Source organism: Neptunicella marina (assembly GCF_014270035.1).
GTDB classification, from domain to species: domain Bacteria; phylum Pseudomonadota; class Gammaproteobacteria; order Enterobacterales; family Alteromonadaceae; genus Neptunicella; species Neptunicella marina.
This window is the reverse complement of record NZ_JACNEP010000013.1, coordinates 21,335-36,532: the sequence shown is the minus strand read 5'-3', so window position 1 is coordinate 36,532 and position 15,198 is coordinate 21,335. Positions and strand designations below refer to the sequence as shown.

15 protein-coding genes are annotated in these 15,198 nt (G+C 45.2%); 12 read left to right on the top strand and 3 right to left on the bottom strand.

Translation table 11 applies throughout. The annotated features are described in order from the left end of the window. The first annotated feature begins 184 nt into the window (after positions 1–184). Both H8B19_RS14345 and H8B19_RS14340 read left to right on the top strand, forming a co-directional pair. Positions 185–1,063 carry an ATP-binding cassette domain-containing protein gene (locus H8B19_RS14345; protein WP_186507578.1) on the top strand — a complete coding sequence of 293 codons (879 nt, stop codon included), beginning with the start codon at positions 185–187 and terminating at the stop codon, positions 1,061–1,063. Beyond that, positions 1,060–4,323: a M1 family aminopeptidase gene (locus tag H8B19_RS14340; protein ID WP_186507577.1), complete on the top strand. Its 3,264-nt coding sequence runs from the start codon at positions 1,060–1,062 to the stop codon at positions 4,321–4,323. The genes H8B19_RS14345 and H8B19_RS14340 overlap by 4 nt, the downstream gene beginning before the upstream one ends. Before the next feature lie 43 nt (positions 4,324–4,366). Here H8B19_RS14340 and H8B19_RS14335 read toward each other — a convergent pair whose 3' ends face one another. Beyond that, positions 4,367–6,202, bottom strand: a complete 1,836-nt coding sequence (locus H8B19_RS14335) for a glycoside hydrolase family 2 protein (RefSeq protein ID WP_186507576.1) — start codon at positions 6,200–6,202, stop codon at positions 4,367–4,369. A 141-nt stretch (positions 6,203–6,343) separates the two neighbouring features. Between H8B19_RS14335 and H8B19_RS14330 the strand changes: the two genes are divergently transcribed. Genes H8B19_RS14330 through H8B19_RS14315 form a run of 4 tightly spaced genes read left to right on the top strand, consistent with a single transcriptional unit; the run spans position 6,344 to position 8,853 of the window. Then, positions 6,344–6,793: a GNAT family N-acetyltransferase gene (locus H8B19_RS14330; protein ID WP_186507575.1), complete on the top strand. Its 450-nt coding sequence runs from the start codon at positions 6,344–6,346 to the stop codon at positions 6,791–6,793. 10 nt (positions 6,794–6,803) lie between these two features. Then, entirely contained in the window at positions 6,804–7,568 is a 765-nt protein-coding gene (locus H8B19_RS14325) for a class II glutamine amidotransferase (protein ID WP_186507574.1), read from the top strand. 15 nt (positions 7,569–7,583) lie between these two features. Beyond that, positions 7,584–8,414 carry a 3-mercaptopyruvate sulfurtransferase gene (sseA, locus tag H8B19_RS14320; protein ID WP_186507573.1) on the top strand — a complete coding sequence of 277 codons (831 nt, stop codon included), beginning with the start codon at positions 7,584–7,586 and terminating at the stop codon, positions 8,412–8,414. Continuing rightward, positions 8,404–8,853, top strand: a complete 450-nt coding sequence (locus H8B19_RS14315) for a GNAT family N-acetyltransferase (RefSeq protein ID WP_186507572.1) — start codon at positions 8,404–8,406, stop codon at positions 8,851–8,853. The genes sseA and H8B19_RS14315 overlap by 11 nt, the downstream gene beginning before the upstream one ends. On the opposite strand, the gene H8B19_RS14310 is transcribed toward H8B19_RS14315, so the two are convergent. Next, positions 8,842–9,534: an aspartate/glutamate racemase family protein gene (locus tag H8B19_RS14310; RefSeq protein WP_186507571.1), complete on the bottom strand. Its 693-nt coding sequence runs from the start codon at positions 9,532–9,534 to the stop codon at positions 8,842–8,844. The genes H8B19_RS14315 and H8B19_RS14310 overlap by 12 nt on opposite strands. 84 nt (positions 9,535–9,618) lie before the next feature. On the opposite strand from H8B19_RS14310, the gene H8B19_RS14305 reads away from it, so the two are divergent. Next, positions 9,619–10,317, top strand: coding sequence for a type 1 glutamine amidotransferase (locus H8B19_RS14305; RefSeq protein WP_186507570.1), 699 nt, complete (start codon positions 9,619–9,621; stop codon positions 10,315–10,317). A 19-nt stretch (positions 10,318–10,336) separates the two neighbouring features. Further along, complete coding sequence (locus H8B19_RS14300; protein WP_186507569.1) at positions 10,337–10,942, top strand: FMN-binding negative transcriptional regulator; 606 nt, start codon at positions 10,337–10,339, stop codon at positions 10,940–10,942. Positions 10,943–10,949: 7 nt separating this feature from the next. Here the strand turns inward: H8B19_RS14300 and H8B19_RS14295 are convergent, their stop codons facing one another. After that, positions 10,950–11,705: a DUF3108 domain-containing protein gene (locus tag H8B19_RS14295; protein WP_186507568.1), complete on the bottom strand. Its 756-nt coding sequence runs from the start codon at positions 11,703–11,705 to the stop codon at positions 10,950–10,952. A gap of 297 nt (positions 11,706–12,002) precedes the next feature. Between H8B19_RS14295 and H8B19_RS14290 the strand changes: the two genes are divergently transcribed. Genes H8B19_RS14290 through H8B19_RS14275 form a run of 4 tightly spaced genes read left to right on the top strand, consistent with a single transcriptional unit; the run spans position 12,003 to position 15,196 of the window. Next, on the top strand, positions 12,003–13,286 hold the full coding sequence (locus H8B19_RS14290; RefSeq protein WP_186507567.1) for a hypothetical protein: 1,284 nt from the start codon (positions 12,003–12,005) through the stop codon (positions 13,284–13,286). 25 nt (positions 13,287–13,311) lie between these two features. Further along, positions 13,312–14,418 (top strand): hypothetical protein, encoded by a 1,107-nt coding sequence (locus tag H8B19_RS14285; RefSeq protein ID WP_186507566.1) that lies wholly within the window; start codon positions 13,312–13,314, stop codon positions 14,416–14,418. A 12-nt stretch (positions 14,419–14,430) separates the two neighbouring features. After that, the gene (locus H8B19_RS14280) at positions 14,431–14,826 is read left to right on the top strand and encodes an SRPBCC family protein (RefSeq protein WP_186507565.1); all 396 of its coding nucleotides are present in this window, start codon (positions 14,431–14,433) and stop codon (positions 14,824–14,826) included. 25 nt (positions 14,827–14,851) lie between these two features. After that, positions 14,852–15,196 carry a hypothetical protein gene (locus tag H8B19_RS14275; protein WP_186507564.1) on the top strand — a complete coding sequence of 115 codons (345 nt, stop codon included), beginning with the start codon at positions 14,852–14,854 and terminating at the stop codon, positions 15,194–15,196. Positions 15,197–15,198 lie beyond the last annotated feature (2 nt).

Below are 15,198 nucleotides of genomic sequence, written 5' to 3'. Positions count from 1 at the left end.
CTGCCACTGTTTGGCCACTGATTACAATTTAGTCATCAAACTCACCGGGTTTGTCACGCATCTTTTGAACAAAACGTGCTCGCCTCGCTAACCTGATTATCCAGGGCGTGTTGACCTTTGGTGTATGAATTTTGTTCAAATTCAAAGCCATTTAGTCGCGACGCCCTTACTTTAGGAGACAAGTATGTTATCACTTCAACAGGTAAATAAAATTTATGCCGATGGCAAAGTGGCATTAAACGCGGTTGATCTAACCTTGCAAAATGGCTTGTATGGTTTATTGGGCCCCAACGGTGCGGGTAAATCGAGCTTAATGCGCACACTGGCTACCATTCAGTTACCCAGTTCCGGCAAGGTAATCTATCAGCAGCAGGATTTAGCCGATAACCCATTATTGCTACGTAAGGAGCTGGGATATTTGCCACAGCATTTTGGCGTTTATAACCATATTAGTTGCCATGCCCTGTTGGAACATCTGGCTATTTTAAAAGGGCTGGAAAATAAAAAGCAGCGCTTGCAGCAAATTGATCAACTACTCGAATTAACCAACCTCAGTCGTGATGCTAAACGCAATGCCAGTGATTTTTCTGGCGGAATGCTTCAACGTTTTGGTCTGGCGCAGGCGTTACTGGGGCAACCCAAAGTATTGATTTTAGATGAGCCAACATCGGGGCTCGATCCGGCAGAGCGGCTTAATCTGCACCAGATAATGGATGATATTAGTCAGTCGCGAATTGTGCTCTTATCAACCCATATTGTTGATGATATTGAACATTTGTGCGCCCGTAGCGCCATTTTACTCGATGGGGAAATTAAAGCCGATGGCGTTACCCGTGAGTTATTTGAACCACTCAATGGCAGCATTTGGCAATGCCCTGCACAAAGCGAATCGACGTTACCGGCCGGGGCAAAAGTATTATCGCGCGCATTGCGTTATGGCGAGCGCTTGTTGCGGGTGTATTGCCCGTTTCAACCCGTCACAGATGCAATCAGCGTGAGTGCCAGTTTACAGGACCGTTATTTTTGTCATCTCAACCACATTGCGGTGGGAGAGACATTATGAGCCTGTTGATACTCAATGAGTGGCGGCTGTTAATGCGCCGCCCGGAATGGTGGCTGTTGTTGGTGGTGGCGCCGTTATTTGGTTTGGCACTGGCGGCCGGTATGTCGGTGCAACCGCATGAAAACCCCATTACGCTTGCGTATATTTTAAAAGTGAATAGTGCGTTGCTGGTATTGGGGTTGCCCTGGTGTTGTGGTTTGCTGGCCAGCTTTTTTTATTTGCGCGACCAAACTGCCAATATGGCCGAGTTGATTAATGCGGTGCCGCAATCGCGTGCTCGAATATTATTCAGTCGTTTTTTGTGTTTTGTGCTGGCCGGGGCGAGTTTAAGTGTGATGGCACAGGTTTGTATGCTCGGCTGGTTTGAATTCCGTTACGGCGTGCAGTTTGTACTGTGGACGCATGCCATATTGCCGATGTTGTGGTTACTGGCGTTTATCACGTTGCCAACCCTGTGTTTGTATGGCGCGATTTTGCTGTTTGTTAGCAGTATCTCGAAAAAGCCGGTGGTGATGTACCTGGTCATTGCTGCGTTATTTATTGTTTATATCTCTCTTGCTACCGCGACGGGTTCACCTTTACTGGCAAAATCCTATGTGGTTGATGATGGGCTCTATCAGGTGATGTTTTATGCCGACTGGCTGGGGCTGACCCCACTTAACCATAACTTACCTGACACCCACTCGACCTTGTTTAGCCCACTTAGCGTGTTCTGGTTTAATCGCGTAGCTGTGCTGCTTTGTGCTGGTGGTTTGATTAGCCTGGCGTTAAAAAAGTCTGCCTTCACGACGGATAAAAAATCAGCAAAAAGTCAGTTGGTGGATGAACGGAAACAAAGCGTCGCTGCGCGTGCAAATATCAGCTATCAGCCACAAACCGTCACTCGCATTAACCTAACTGGATTTGCCCACTTGTGTTCATTGCAGTTTGAATTATCGGTATTGAACTGGCGTTTTTTGCTGGCAATGCTTGGGCTGGCACTCATTTGTTTACAGGAAATGATCGGCGGCCATGCGTGGGCGGGGCCGTTTGGTGTGATTGTGGCAAACAGCAACGATGTGATCAATCGTGTGATGTGGGATGTGGTGCCCGGTTTTGGCATTTTGTTGCTGGTGTGGTGGAGCGATGAGTTAATTCGTCGTGACAAAAGTTTTCGCTTTAACGAACTGGTGCAAGCAGCGGCCATGAGTGCCGGTGCACATTTTGTGCAAAAGTGGCTGATTTTAGTTAGCCAAATTGTCATTCTGCTGTTAGTGACAGTGCTGTGCTGTGTATTGACTCAACTGATTATCAGCACTGAGATTGATTGTTTAGCACTGCTGGAATTTATGCTGTATGCCGGTTTACCGCTGCTGTATCTGGGCACTGTGATGTTGGCAGTGCAAGCGATAGTGGTACGCCGCATGATTGCAATTTGCATCAATCTGCTGATTTTAGTGGCCGGTTTTACGCCTTTACCCGGGCTAATTGGTATAACTCATCCCTTATCGCAATTATTCCAAACACCACTGGCGGGGTGGGATTCAATCCTCGGTTATAGCGCTAACTTGTCTGGATTCTGGGCGTTTAGTGATTTGTGGTTAACGGTCGCTGCTGTGTTGGCTCTGATTGCCTTTTATGCATTTCATCAGACTGGTAATGATTCGCGTCTGCGTCACTGGTGGGCGTTAGCCAGTTATCCTGCGCGTATTGCATTAGGTTGTGGGCTGATTGTCTGTGCTGCACTGGCGTTTAATATTCATCAGCAATTAAAGAGCGAGCAAGAGTTGGTTACTGCTGAGCAGCGAGATCACGCGCGTGTCTTGTACGAGCTGCGTTATGCCGATTATTTAACTAAAGCGCAACCTGTTATCACCAAAGTGTTTAATGATGTGCAGTTTTATCCTGAAAAACGTGAGGTGAAATTTAACGGGTATTATTTGCTTGAAAATAAAACTGATAGTGCGATTTCAACCTTGCTGGTGGGGCAATATATTACGGCACCTTTGTGTGGAATCGAAGTGCGACAACAAGCGCGTTATCAGTTTGATGCCGATACCTTTCAGTATCTGATCACGTTGGCAGAGCCTCTGCAGCCGGGCGCCAGCTTGCAGCTAGATTACTGTTTAACGCTGGAGCAATCGGGGTATGCATTAGCGCAAGGACATTTGAGATTCAGTAACCGTTTTAACTATGTGCGTACCATTCCGTTTTTACCCACGGTGGGTTATCAGATTGAATATCAGTTACGCGGTAAAAAACGTCTGGAATATGCTCTGGATTTAAGGGAGTTCGACTCACACCAACAACGTCTGGATTATCCGCAGTACAAACAAGCTGAAGGGTTTGACTGGGTTGAAATGGAATCACGTATCACCACAGATAGTGGCCATACCGCGGTTGGGCAGGGCGAGCTCTTATCGCAAAACGAACAAAACGGACGGGTGACCTTTCACTATAAAACCACTCGCGCAATTCGTAATGCAGAAGCCTATATTGAATTTGACAATCAGATTTATGCGCGTGCTTCAGGTTCACAGCATAACGTGAATATTGAGGTTTTTTATCCACCAGCACTGGATGACAATATTGCTCTAACGCTGGATGCTACCGCTGACACCATTGATTTCCTCACCAGGGTAATTGCGCCTTATCCGGGTAAAAACCTGTCGTTGTTTGCTATGCCGGAGTTTGGTGCCAGTGGTTATGCCCTGCCGCAGATGATTTTGCTTAATAACAAAATGAGTTTTAGAGCCAAACAAGCGGGAGAAAACAGTTTTAGTCAGGTTTATCGCCGCTCCGCCCATGAAACGGCGCACCAATGGTTTGGTCATTTACTGGGAAATGGTATTCCGGCCGACAGTGCCTTTTTGGTCGAGTCGCTGGCCAAATATACCGAGCTGGTTCTGTTGGAAAAGCACAGAGGCAAACAGGAAATGCACAACCTGATCCGTTATGAAGAGCGGCGCTATTTTAACAGTTTACGTATTAGCGGTTTACCTGCCAAAAGCATGGTCGCAGCCACATCAAATGCCGATTTATATTCACGGGCCACACTGGTGTTTGCCAAATTACGTGACACCGTGGGAGACGAGGCAATACAAACCAGCTTGCATGATTTATGGCAACAGCATCAGTATCCCGGGCACCCTGCCAGTAGTCTGGATTTTGTTAAACTGCTTAAGCAGCACAGCGAAGCAAAATGGCATGGATTGATTGACCAGTTGTTGTTAAGCCGCGAGCCGGTGTCTGATTGGTGGACGCCGGTTGAAACTGAATAATAAAAAGGCCGCTTAATGCGGCCTTTGTTTTAAAATGTGGGGCTTATTCATATTGCTCAGCTTTTTCACGATAGTACTTACGCAACTCAAAAAATGCCTGTTTTTTAAGGCCATCTTCTGAGATTAAACCTTTACGGTTAAAGTCATCCTGAATGCCGGGTAATACGCGACGTGGCGAGCGAAAGTCCACCAAAATCCACGGTGACATACCGGCTAACCCATCAATTTGGTCGAGGTTTCTAACCGTTTGTTTGTATAGATCAGCCTGGAATTCTTCGGTCCAGCGTTCGGTTTTATCGCCGTGCAGGCCTTTTTTAGCGCCTGCCCCAAACTCGCTGATAAACACCGGTTTGTTGTATGGAATTTTCCAGTGCACCTTGGCCAGTTTGTCTGGCAGACCGTCATACCAGCCGATGTACTGGTTAAAGCTGACAAGATCCACTTTATCTGCCAGTGGATCTTCGACCACAGACAGGTGGTCGTCCTTTTTATCCCAGTGACGTTCCATGGCAGCACTGATTAAACGGCTGTTATCCAGTTCACGGGCTTTATCTACCAGATGACCTAAAAACTTAGTGCGATCAGGATTTACCGGCGTTTCGTTGGACACCGACCAGATAATGACGTTGGCGCGGTTAACGTCGCGTTCAATCATTTCGATAAGCTGATTTTCTGCGTTGTTGTAGGTTTGTTGGTTGGTCCAGTCGATAGTCCAGTAAACCGGAATTTCCGACCATACCAAAATGCCCATTTGTTCGGCTAAACGCACTGTTTTTTCATTGTGCGGATAGTGCGCTAAACGTGCGAAGTTGCCACCCAGTTGCTGCGTCCATAACAATAGTTGTTTGGCTTGTTCGTCATTCGCTACCCGACCACCGCCATTAAGCGGCATTTCATCGTGAATAGCGATACCACGCAAAAACACCGGTTTGTCGTTAAGTAATAGTTTTTTACCTTCAGTACGAATGGTACGAAACCCCATATTATCGGTAATCTTGTCTTTCCCTGTGCTGATGTTTACCCGATACATTTTAGGGTTGTTTGGCTGCCATAACTGTAAATCAGGCGCGTGGAAGCTAAATTGAGCGGTGCCTGATGCATCGGTTTTTGCATGACTGACAATGTCTAGCTCGGGCAGAGAAATCGATACTTTTTGGCCGGCCTGGGCTGTGCTGGTAGTAACGCTGGCGTGAATGGTTTTATCACTGGCTGAGGTTAATGCAATTTGGTGTTTTTGAATAAAGGTAGCCGGTACACTCACAATATCCACGTCGCGGGTAATGCCACCATAGTTCCACCAGTCGGTATTGACCGTGGGCACGGCGTCTTTATGGCGTGTATTATCCACCTTGAGTACTAATGAGTTTTTGCCGGCTTTGATATAGGAGGTTGCTTCCATGCTGAAACTGGTAAAGCCACCAATATGCACACCCAGTTTATGGCCATTTAAATACACATCCGCACGATAGTTAACCGCTCCAAAATAGACAAACTGGCGTTGGTTTTTAACCGGCTGGTAATTAAATGTTTTGCGATACCAAACGTTGCCTTCGTAGTAGTAGAGTTGTTTCTTTTGCGTATTCCAGTCACCCGGCACCATAATGGTGTCTGATTGATCAAAATCGTATTCAATTAACTCTTGTTTATCACGCGGTTTGGCATCCATAAAAAATGCCTGACGTGAGGGATGTTCAGCCTGGTCGCGTGGTTTTAAGCGGTAATCGTAATAACCGTTTTCGTACGGGTCTACAATGTAATGCCAGACACCATTTAGCGATTGTTTGTCACGTAAAGACAGATCAGGGTTACTACTGGCACTGGCGGAAAATTGCAGGCCAATGCTGAGAAAAAGTATCAGTGTTGTTTTCCAGTGTCGCATTGTATCCCCCTCTTGGTTAGTTAATTGGATGGTCAGGTAGTTTTACCAATTTTTCAAGTGTGAGAAATATTATTTACGTTTTTACAACAAAAATTGCGTGAATTCATTTATAAGTAGGTTGTGGTTTCAATGAGGTGAAAGATGGTGCAGGGTATTATTTGTCGTGAAGCCGTGTTGCAGGATGCTGATGCTGTGATGCAGGTTGGCGATCAACTATTCGATTTTCCGGTTAATCATCAGTGGTTTGCTGATTGTATTAATGATCCGCGCCACCATTTAATTCTTGCCTGCTATCAACATCAGGTTATTGGTTTTACCTCGGCATTTCATTATAGTCATCCGGATAAAGCGCTTACCATGCAGGTAACGGAAGTGGCGGTATTAAAACAGTATAGAAATCAAGGCGTTGGTTGTGAGCTGGTATTAGCTGTGAAACAGCTGGCATCGGCGTTAGGTTGCCGAAAAATGTGGTTATTAACCGAAGCTGACAATACGCAGGCTATGCATGCGTATCAGCATGCAGGTGGACGCCGGCTAAATACCGATGTTGCTGTCATTGAATTTGAAACCAACGAGTTAATCCGGAACTGAAATAATAATTATGTGTGAATTGCTTGGAATGTCGGCCAATGTACCCACCGACATTTGTTTTAGTTTTAAGGGACTGCGGGAGAGAGGTGGTCACACCGGACCCCATAAAGATGGCTGGGGTGTTGCTTTTTATGAAGATAAAGGCGTATGTATCTTTAAAGATCCACAACCTAGTTATGAGTCTGAAATCGCGCGACTCATTTCTGATTATCCGATTAAGAGTAAGGCCGTTATTGCCCACGTGCGGCAGGCGAATCGTGGCAAAGTGGCAATGGCTAATACCCATCCCTTTAGTCGCGAGCTTTGGGGACGTAACTGGACTTATGCGCATAATGGTCAGTTACATGGTTATCAGTCCTTACCTTTTGAAAGATATACCCCAGTGGGAACCACAGATAGCGAACGTGCGTTTTGTTATCTGTTAAGTGAGTTGGAAAAGCGTTTTCCCAATGGCCCAGGTAAACGTGTATCGGCGTTTAATCATTTAAAAAAGCTGTCCAATAAACTACGTGAGTTTGGCATATTTAATATGCTGATTACTGATGGTGAGTATTTACTGGCTTTTTGTTCAACTAAATTACAGTGGATTACGCGCCGGGCACCTTTTGGTATCGCGCATTTATCCGACGTGGATGTGGATATTGACTTTGCTAAAGAAACCACTCCCCATGATGTGGTGACCATTATTGCAACCGAACCACTGACCGCTAATGAACAGTGGCATAAAATGCAGCCCGGGGAAGCGCAATTATTCCGTTTTGGTGAACCCATTTAATACAGGAAAAAAGCCATGACTAATATGGTAAGTGCACAATGGTTGCACGAACATCTGACTGACAAAAATGTGGTGATTCTGGATGCCAGTATGGCGCCGGTGGGGTTTGAACAGCAGGTGTCAGATGAGGTCATCCCGGGGGCGTTGCGTTTCGATATTGAGCAATTTAGTGATGCTGCTAATCCACTTCCTCATGCACTACCTTCGGCGATGCAATATAGCGCAATGATGCGTAAGCTCGGTGTATCGGTGAACAGCCATGTTGTGGTGTACGACAATATCGGCTTGTATTCTGCTCCCCGTGCCTGGTGGATGGGAACAATATTTGGATTGAAACATATTTCGGTACTGGATGGCGGATTACCAAACTGGTTAAAACAAGGTTTTGCTACCGCCCAACAGCACAGTTCAGCCGCTGAAGAGGGGAACTTTAAGGCCGTGCTGAATCAGTCTGCACTTGTCTCAGCTGAAGACATTCTGGCTGATTTATCTAATGGTACGTTAAACAAGGTTGATGCCAGAGGCGCCGCACGCTTTTGCGGACAGGTAGCCGAACCGCGTAAGGGCCTGCACAGTGGTCATATCCCCGGGGCTAAAAACATTCCTTTTACACAGTGTTCGCACAATGGGTTATTGCATGCGCCCAATGAATTACGGGCTTTATTTGAGCAACAGGGTATCTCGCCGGATAATACCCTGGTAGCGAGCTGCGGATCTGGTGTAACTGCTTGTGTGGTGTTATTAGCCGCCGCCGAGTGTGGTTTCCAAAACCTCAAATTATACGATGCATCATGGGCGGAATGGGGCAACGGACAATGGCCAATAGAGGTTAACGGTGACGTATAAATTGATCCCTGCAACAGAGCAGGATTTAGGTTTTTTACTTAAGTTACGCAAATTGAGCATGCAACAGCATCTGCACACTGCGGGTATTTTTCTGGATGATGAGGAACACCTCAAACGTATTCAGGTTCACTTCGAGCATGTACACCTGATACTCATTGATGAACAAGCTGTCGGTATGCTTAAGTACTGGCAAACCGACAACGAAATTAAAATCGCCCAGTTGCAGCTGATGCCTTCTACACAAGGTAAGGGATTAGGTAAGGCCATCCTGCAAGATATTATGCAACAGGCTAACGAGCTTAATTTGCCGGTGCGCTTGTCGGTATTAAAAGAGAACCCGGCTAAACATTTGTATTACCGTCTTGGTTTTGAACAGGAAAGTGAAGACCAATATGAATATTATCTTTGCAAACCGGTTCTAAAACATTCAGTCAACTAAAGCAAAATTAACCGCAGCCTGAGCATGAATGGCAGTGGTATCAAATAACGGCATGGAGACATGTTGAGGTTCGATTAATAAACCGATTTCGGTACAGCCTAAAATCACACCTTGTGCACCCTGTTGTTGCAATGATTCAATAATGTCCACATAGGCCTTGCGCGATTCCGTTTTTATCTCGCCCTGACATAATTCCTCATAAATCACTTTATGCACTAACTTGCGTTGAGTTTCATCCGGGATCACCACTTTTAAGCCCACACTGGCTAAACGTTGTTTAATAAAATCCTGTTCCATGGTGTAGGCGGTGCCCAAAAGTGCAATGCTCTGTAATCCTTGTTGTTTAATCGCGTTAGCGGTGACATCAGCAATGTGCAGCAGTGGAATCGATACGGCATCTGCCACCTGAACCGCCACTTTATGCATGGTGTTGGTACAAATCAGCACACAATCGGCACCGGCTTTTTGCAGCGATTCGGCCATATCTACCAGTATTAGCGCCATGGCATCCCAGTTTTGTTCGCGTTGTAATTGTTCGATAGGGGCAAAATCCAAAGAGTTAAGGATGACCCTGGCAGAATGCAAACCACCTAACTGTTGTTTTACCTGCTGATTAATTAAACGGTAGTAATGCAGACTGCTTTCCCAGCTCATGCCACCAATCAGGCCAATGGTTTTCATTTTAAATCCTTGTTCAGGTCGAAATAATTATTTGTGGCTGTTAAGTTATTTATACTAATGACTTTTTTAGTGCGAGCAAACCTGATGCAGCAACGAGTATGTTATTTACAACACGTTCCCTTTGAAGGGTTAGGCAGTATTGCTGACACTTTAGCCGGGCAGGGATGTTCCGTGCAAAAAGTTGCCTTGTATGAAAACTCATCGCTACCTGATATTGAGCAATTTGATTGTTTGATTGTGATGGGTGGCCCAATGAGCATACATGATGAAAAACAATACCCATGGCTGGCGACGGAAAAACAATTAATTAGTCAGGCCATTGCGGCGGATAAAAAAGTGTTTGGCATTTGCCTGGGTGCACAATTGATTGCCAGCGTGCTTGGCGCAGAGATTTCAGCTAATCCATATAAAGAAATAGGCTGGCACGATATTCGTTTAACTGCCGAAGCCGAGCTGACCTGGCTGGCTGAGTTATTGCCCGCTACCATGAGCGCTTTCCACTGGCATGGCGAAACCTTCAGTTTACCCGGTGGTGCCGTGGCGGTTGCCACCAGTGAAGCCTGTTTATTACAGGGATTTTTGTATCTGGATAAGGTTGTTGCTTTGCAATTCCATTTAGAAAGTACCCAGCAGTCGGTTAAACAATTAATTCAGCATTGTGGCCATGAACTGGATGGCAGTGCATATGTGCAAAATGCCGGGAAAATGTTGGCCTCAGAACAACAATTTAAGCTGCTAAATCAACAGATGGATCATATTATCCGCCACTGGCTATCGCTTTAAACAGGAACGACAAAAATTAATGAAACCCGTGATTGAGATGGAGCATCAGCAAGTGGTGGAATTTGTTACTCAGTTCCCGTTCGCCATATTGATGACTGAAGATTTACAGGTGACACATTTACCTTTGGTACTTATGCAAACCAGTGAAAACGCAATGATATTAATGGGTCATCTGGCGCGCAATAATCCTCAGCTAAAGCAATTAGAAGGCGCTAAAGTCAAAGCGGTGTTTAATCAGCCTCATGCCTATATTTCACCATACTGGTATCAGGCGGCACCCAATGTGCCCACATGGAATTATGCAGTGGTGCATTTAAGCGGTACCGCCAGTATTTGTGATAACGATGATATGCAACTGGGCATGGACGCATTACTTAAGCAAATGGAACCTAAGTTATTACACGACGAAAATTATATTTCTGCCGGGTATCGTCAAAAGCTTAGTAACGCTATTCGTGGTATTCGAATCGAGGTAGATGTCGTAGAGAGCCGGGTGAAGCTGGGGCAGCATAAACCTAATGCCCAGCAATTGGGGGTTGCAACAAGCCTTGCGCAATCATCGTCGCTGGAGGCACAAGGCTTAATTGCTTATATGCAGCAAATCGGGCTGGGATTAGGTCAGTAATATTAACCTAATAATCTGCCGGTAAACGTACTTTATAACGTTTGATGCCTTGCCAGATTTCTTCCATTTTCATTAACTGGTGTGAGTCTTTGCTTAACCAGAAAGTCGCAAAGGCATCTTTGTTGTAATCGATTTTCAGCATCCAGCAGTCGCTGACAGAGCCGTCGGCATTGGCAATTTTTTCGCTACCAATGACTTTGTATTGATACAGTGAAGGTGGTGTTTTTGAACCCGGATGATAAAAATTCAGATTGAAGGTTTTGCCTTGTTGCAAGTCCAGTAGCGCAAAGGTTTCAATATCCAGTTCCCAGTTGAGTGTGCCATTGCTGGCTGCCATCGAGAAATCAGCCACTTTGTTATTTGTTAGCGTTTTATCGCCGGCAATCATGTCGTCGCTAAAAACAAACGCCGCCGTGCCACGCTCTGGATTGGAAATCGTTTGGTAAACGGGCGCAAAATCGCTAATGCGATTGTAAGACACAATATCCCGCACTTGTTTTTTGTCTGTGCTTTTCCAGTGTTGAGTGATTTTTACATGAGGTTGTCCCTGGTAATCTTCGATGCTGGTGGTGCGATACCACAGCGCCATTGGACGGAACAAATTGCCGTCTTTATCTTCTGTATATACCAAAAACTTGCTGGTACCGGTGTGATAATCACCGGCTGATAAATGGCTGAATTGTGTTTGTGGTTCAGCGGCTTGTGTAACGCAAGCGAGCAACGCGAATAATAACGTGAGCGATGAGCGTAGGTGTAATCTCATAAATTTTCCTTAATTATTGTGTGGAAGCACTGACAGATTATGGCCGTCGCATAATTAGCCAATATTTTTTCGATAAATAGCCTGCTGACAGGATGAACATATGTTGTTACAGCGCTGAAACATTTTATGATCTAAAGCCTCTAAATATGCTTGATGCAAACCTGTCGCCTTCAGTAATATCGGTCACTCTTTATTGGCCTCTGTTTATATAGATTGTTATGCTGCATAGCGTACAACGCATCAAAGATATTTAGATTGAAAAATTCGAGTCACACAGAGTAACAGGCACTGATAACAATGAAAAAAATCGCCATTTTCAGCACGATAATTTTTATGATGATTTCTACTTATAGCGCAGCCGCCGCGCAATCGATTGACCAAATCGCCGAGCAATACGTTAAATTGGTCTTAGCCATGGGGCAACATGATGGTGGATATGTTGACGCCTATTACGGCCCTGAAGCGTGGGCAGAGCAGGCCAAAGGAAAAAACATTCCTGTTGCACAGATTGTTAGCGACGCCGAAATATTACGAGGTGAATTACCAAAGGCGAGTGAACATACGCCGCTAATGCAGCGCTTACGATTGTATTATCTCGATCAGCAGCTGGTGGCTTTAATTGGCTTTGGTAAAAATTTATCCGGTGACGAAAAGCTCGACTTTGATGCGCAAAGCCGCGAGTTGTATGACACCGAAGCCCCGCATAATAAATTAACTGACTTTGATCCGCTGGTGGCTGAAGTGGAAGCCATGTTGCCGGGTGAAGGCCCTATCGCTGAGCGCATTGCAGCGTTTAAAAAACAATTCGAAATCCCGGCTGATAAATTACAGGCGGTGTTTGACCGCGCGATTCAGGAATGTCGAGATCGTACCAAACAGCATATTAAGCTGTTACCAAATGAAAATTTCACGCTGGAATATGTCACTGATAAACCCTGGAGCGGTTATAACTGGTATAAAGGTGATGCTTATAGCCTGATTCAGGTAAACACTGAATATCCGATTGATATTTCGCGCGCTGTTGATCTGGGTTGCCACGAAGGCTATCCCGGCCATCATACCTACAATGCGTTACTTGAACAGAATCTGGTAAAAGAACGTAACTGGGTGGAATACAGTGTTTATCCGCTATTTAGCCCGCAGTCTTTAATTGCCGAAGGTAGCGCCAATTACGGTATTCAACTGGCGTTTCCGGGCAAACAAAAAGCAGAATTTGAAAAAAATGTATTGTTTCCGATCGCCGGCATTGACCCAGCACTTAATGCCAGGTTTGAGCGTTTTGGTGAGTTAACCGCAAAACTTGGTTATGCCAGTAATGAGGTGGCACGTATGTACATTAACGGTGAGATTGATAAAACCAAAGCTGTCAGCCTGTTACAGAAATACAGTTTTGCTACCAAAGAAAAAGCCACGCAGCGTGTGCGCTTTTTTGATACCTATGGTGCCTACGTGATTAACTACAATTGGGGACGTGATCTGATCAAACAATATGTGGAAACCACGGATGATCAGAACGAACGTTGGGCACGTTTTACCCAGTTATTGTCATCTCCGCGTCTTCCTTCATCGTTAGACTGGTAATTACGTTTTATAAAAGTTGAATGAAATGAAATTAATTAAACAGGTTGGTTTATTGCTGGCTCTTATTTCGGCTTCGGTGATAGCTGACGACATTATTGATGTGCAAGGGCGCTGGATTAAAGATCCCCAGGGCAAGATTATGGCCGATCCACAACCATCGGGTTTAACTCATTGGCGTGGTCATCTGGTAACACTTGCTGATCGCAGCGCTATGTTATCGCAGCAAGGTGTGTTGCACTTAATCGATCAAAATTCTGCGCGTTTATTGCCGGGCGCGATGCGTTTTACTTTGGCTGAAAGTCTGAACCAAAGTTGTTTTGCGGATTATCTGGCTGATACACCTGATTTAGAAGCGCTGACAGTCGACCCGGATAACGACAAAGTGTTTTACACCATCACTGAAGATGCCAGCATGTCACCGTTACAAGGTGCATGCAAAACACAATGGAACAATACTGGCTCAACTGAATTTCCTACTTTGCTGGTGCGCTTAGCGTTAAATGACCAGGGTGAATTGAAAATGACTCACGTCCGTCCGTTGCAATTTGCGGCTGAGATGCAAGTGGGTAATTTCCCGAATGACGGTATTGAAGGTATTACCTTTGCTAAAGGTCGTCAGATGTATATTGCGCTGGAAAAAGATGCCAGTTCACAAGCGCGTATTTTTAAACTGGATATGTCCTCAGCTGATTTCTGGAAAAGTGAAGACTTTATCAAGGTGCAGGATCCTAAGCTAAAACTGCCGGGCATTGATGACGGTAATCATCCTATCAATGCGCTGGATTTTTACCCGGGTGATTCTGCTGAGCATCCCGGTTATTTGCTGGCGATGGCACGCAATAACAACCAGTTATGGATTGTCGATTTAGCTGGCGAGAAATCTGCCAAAATCATAAAACTGGCATTCTGGGCTGAAGTTGAGAATCCACCATCATCCTGCAAAGACTGGGAAAAGATGAATAATGCCTCCATTGAAGGGATCTCACTGGAAGATAATATTTTATGGATGGTCAATGATCCGTGGAAAGTGAATTACCTGAAAAATATTCAGTGTGAGGTTAACCGCCCTTTCTATGAGCAAATGGCACCTTTGTTATTTGCCTTGCCAGTGGATAAAAGCTGGTTCAAATAATCCTGTTTGCTGATGAGTTATGTCGAACATTTGTCAGTATCTATTGGGTGCCCGCAGTGTCGGGCATTCGAGTTTATTGCCAATCCCAAAAATCTGCCTTTATGGGCCGCAGGGCTCACTGGGTCTGAACTAATTGAGCAAGCCGGTGTCTGGATAGCGCAGGCGCCATTTGGGCAAGTGAGTATTCGTTTTGCAGAAAATAATCCGTTTGGTGTGATTGATCATTGGGTAACACAACCTGACGGCAGTGTGGTGTATGTTCCATTGCGAGTTATTCAAACGGGTGACACGTGTAATGTGGTGCTGACATTAGTCGCTCAATCTTCACAAACCGTTGAGCAAATTGCTGCTGATAAACAGGCAGTATTAGCCGATTTGGCAAGTTTGAAACGAATTTTAGAGTTGTAATCGAGTAATAAAAGAGGGTGTTGTTTTGATTAAAAGCCGTTTATTTTGGTGTATTGCCAGTTTAATAGTCATGGTTGTTTACGCATATTTCCAGTATCAGCAAGCGCCAGACGGTGTGCACTTAGTTGCTGAGGGCATGCACTTTGAAACGGCAGCAACACCCTCATTTTTATTTGGTTTATTTGTGGCAGCAGCCATGTTGTTAATGCTGAGCATTGCAATTGCTTGTTTGAGTTTAATGGGGAAAATGTGGTTTAAGCTCAATACACTCCTGGGCGCCAGAATAGGCGGTTTGGTGGCCTTGCAGTCTCTATTGATTGTGGTAGTGACAACCGCAATTGATACCTGGTTTTATGGTGGTGCATTGTAAGT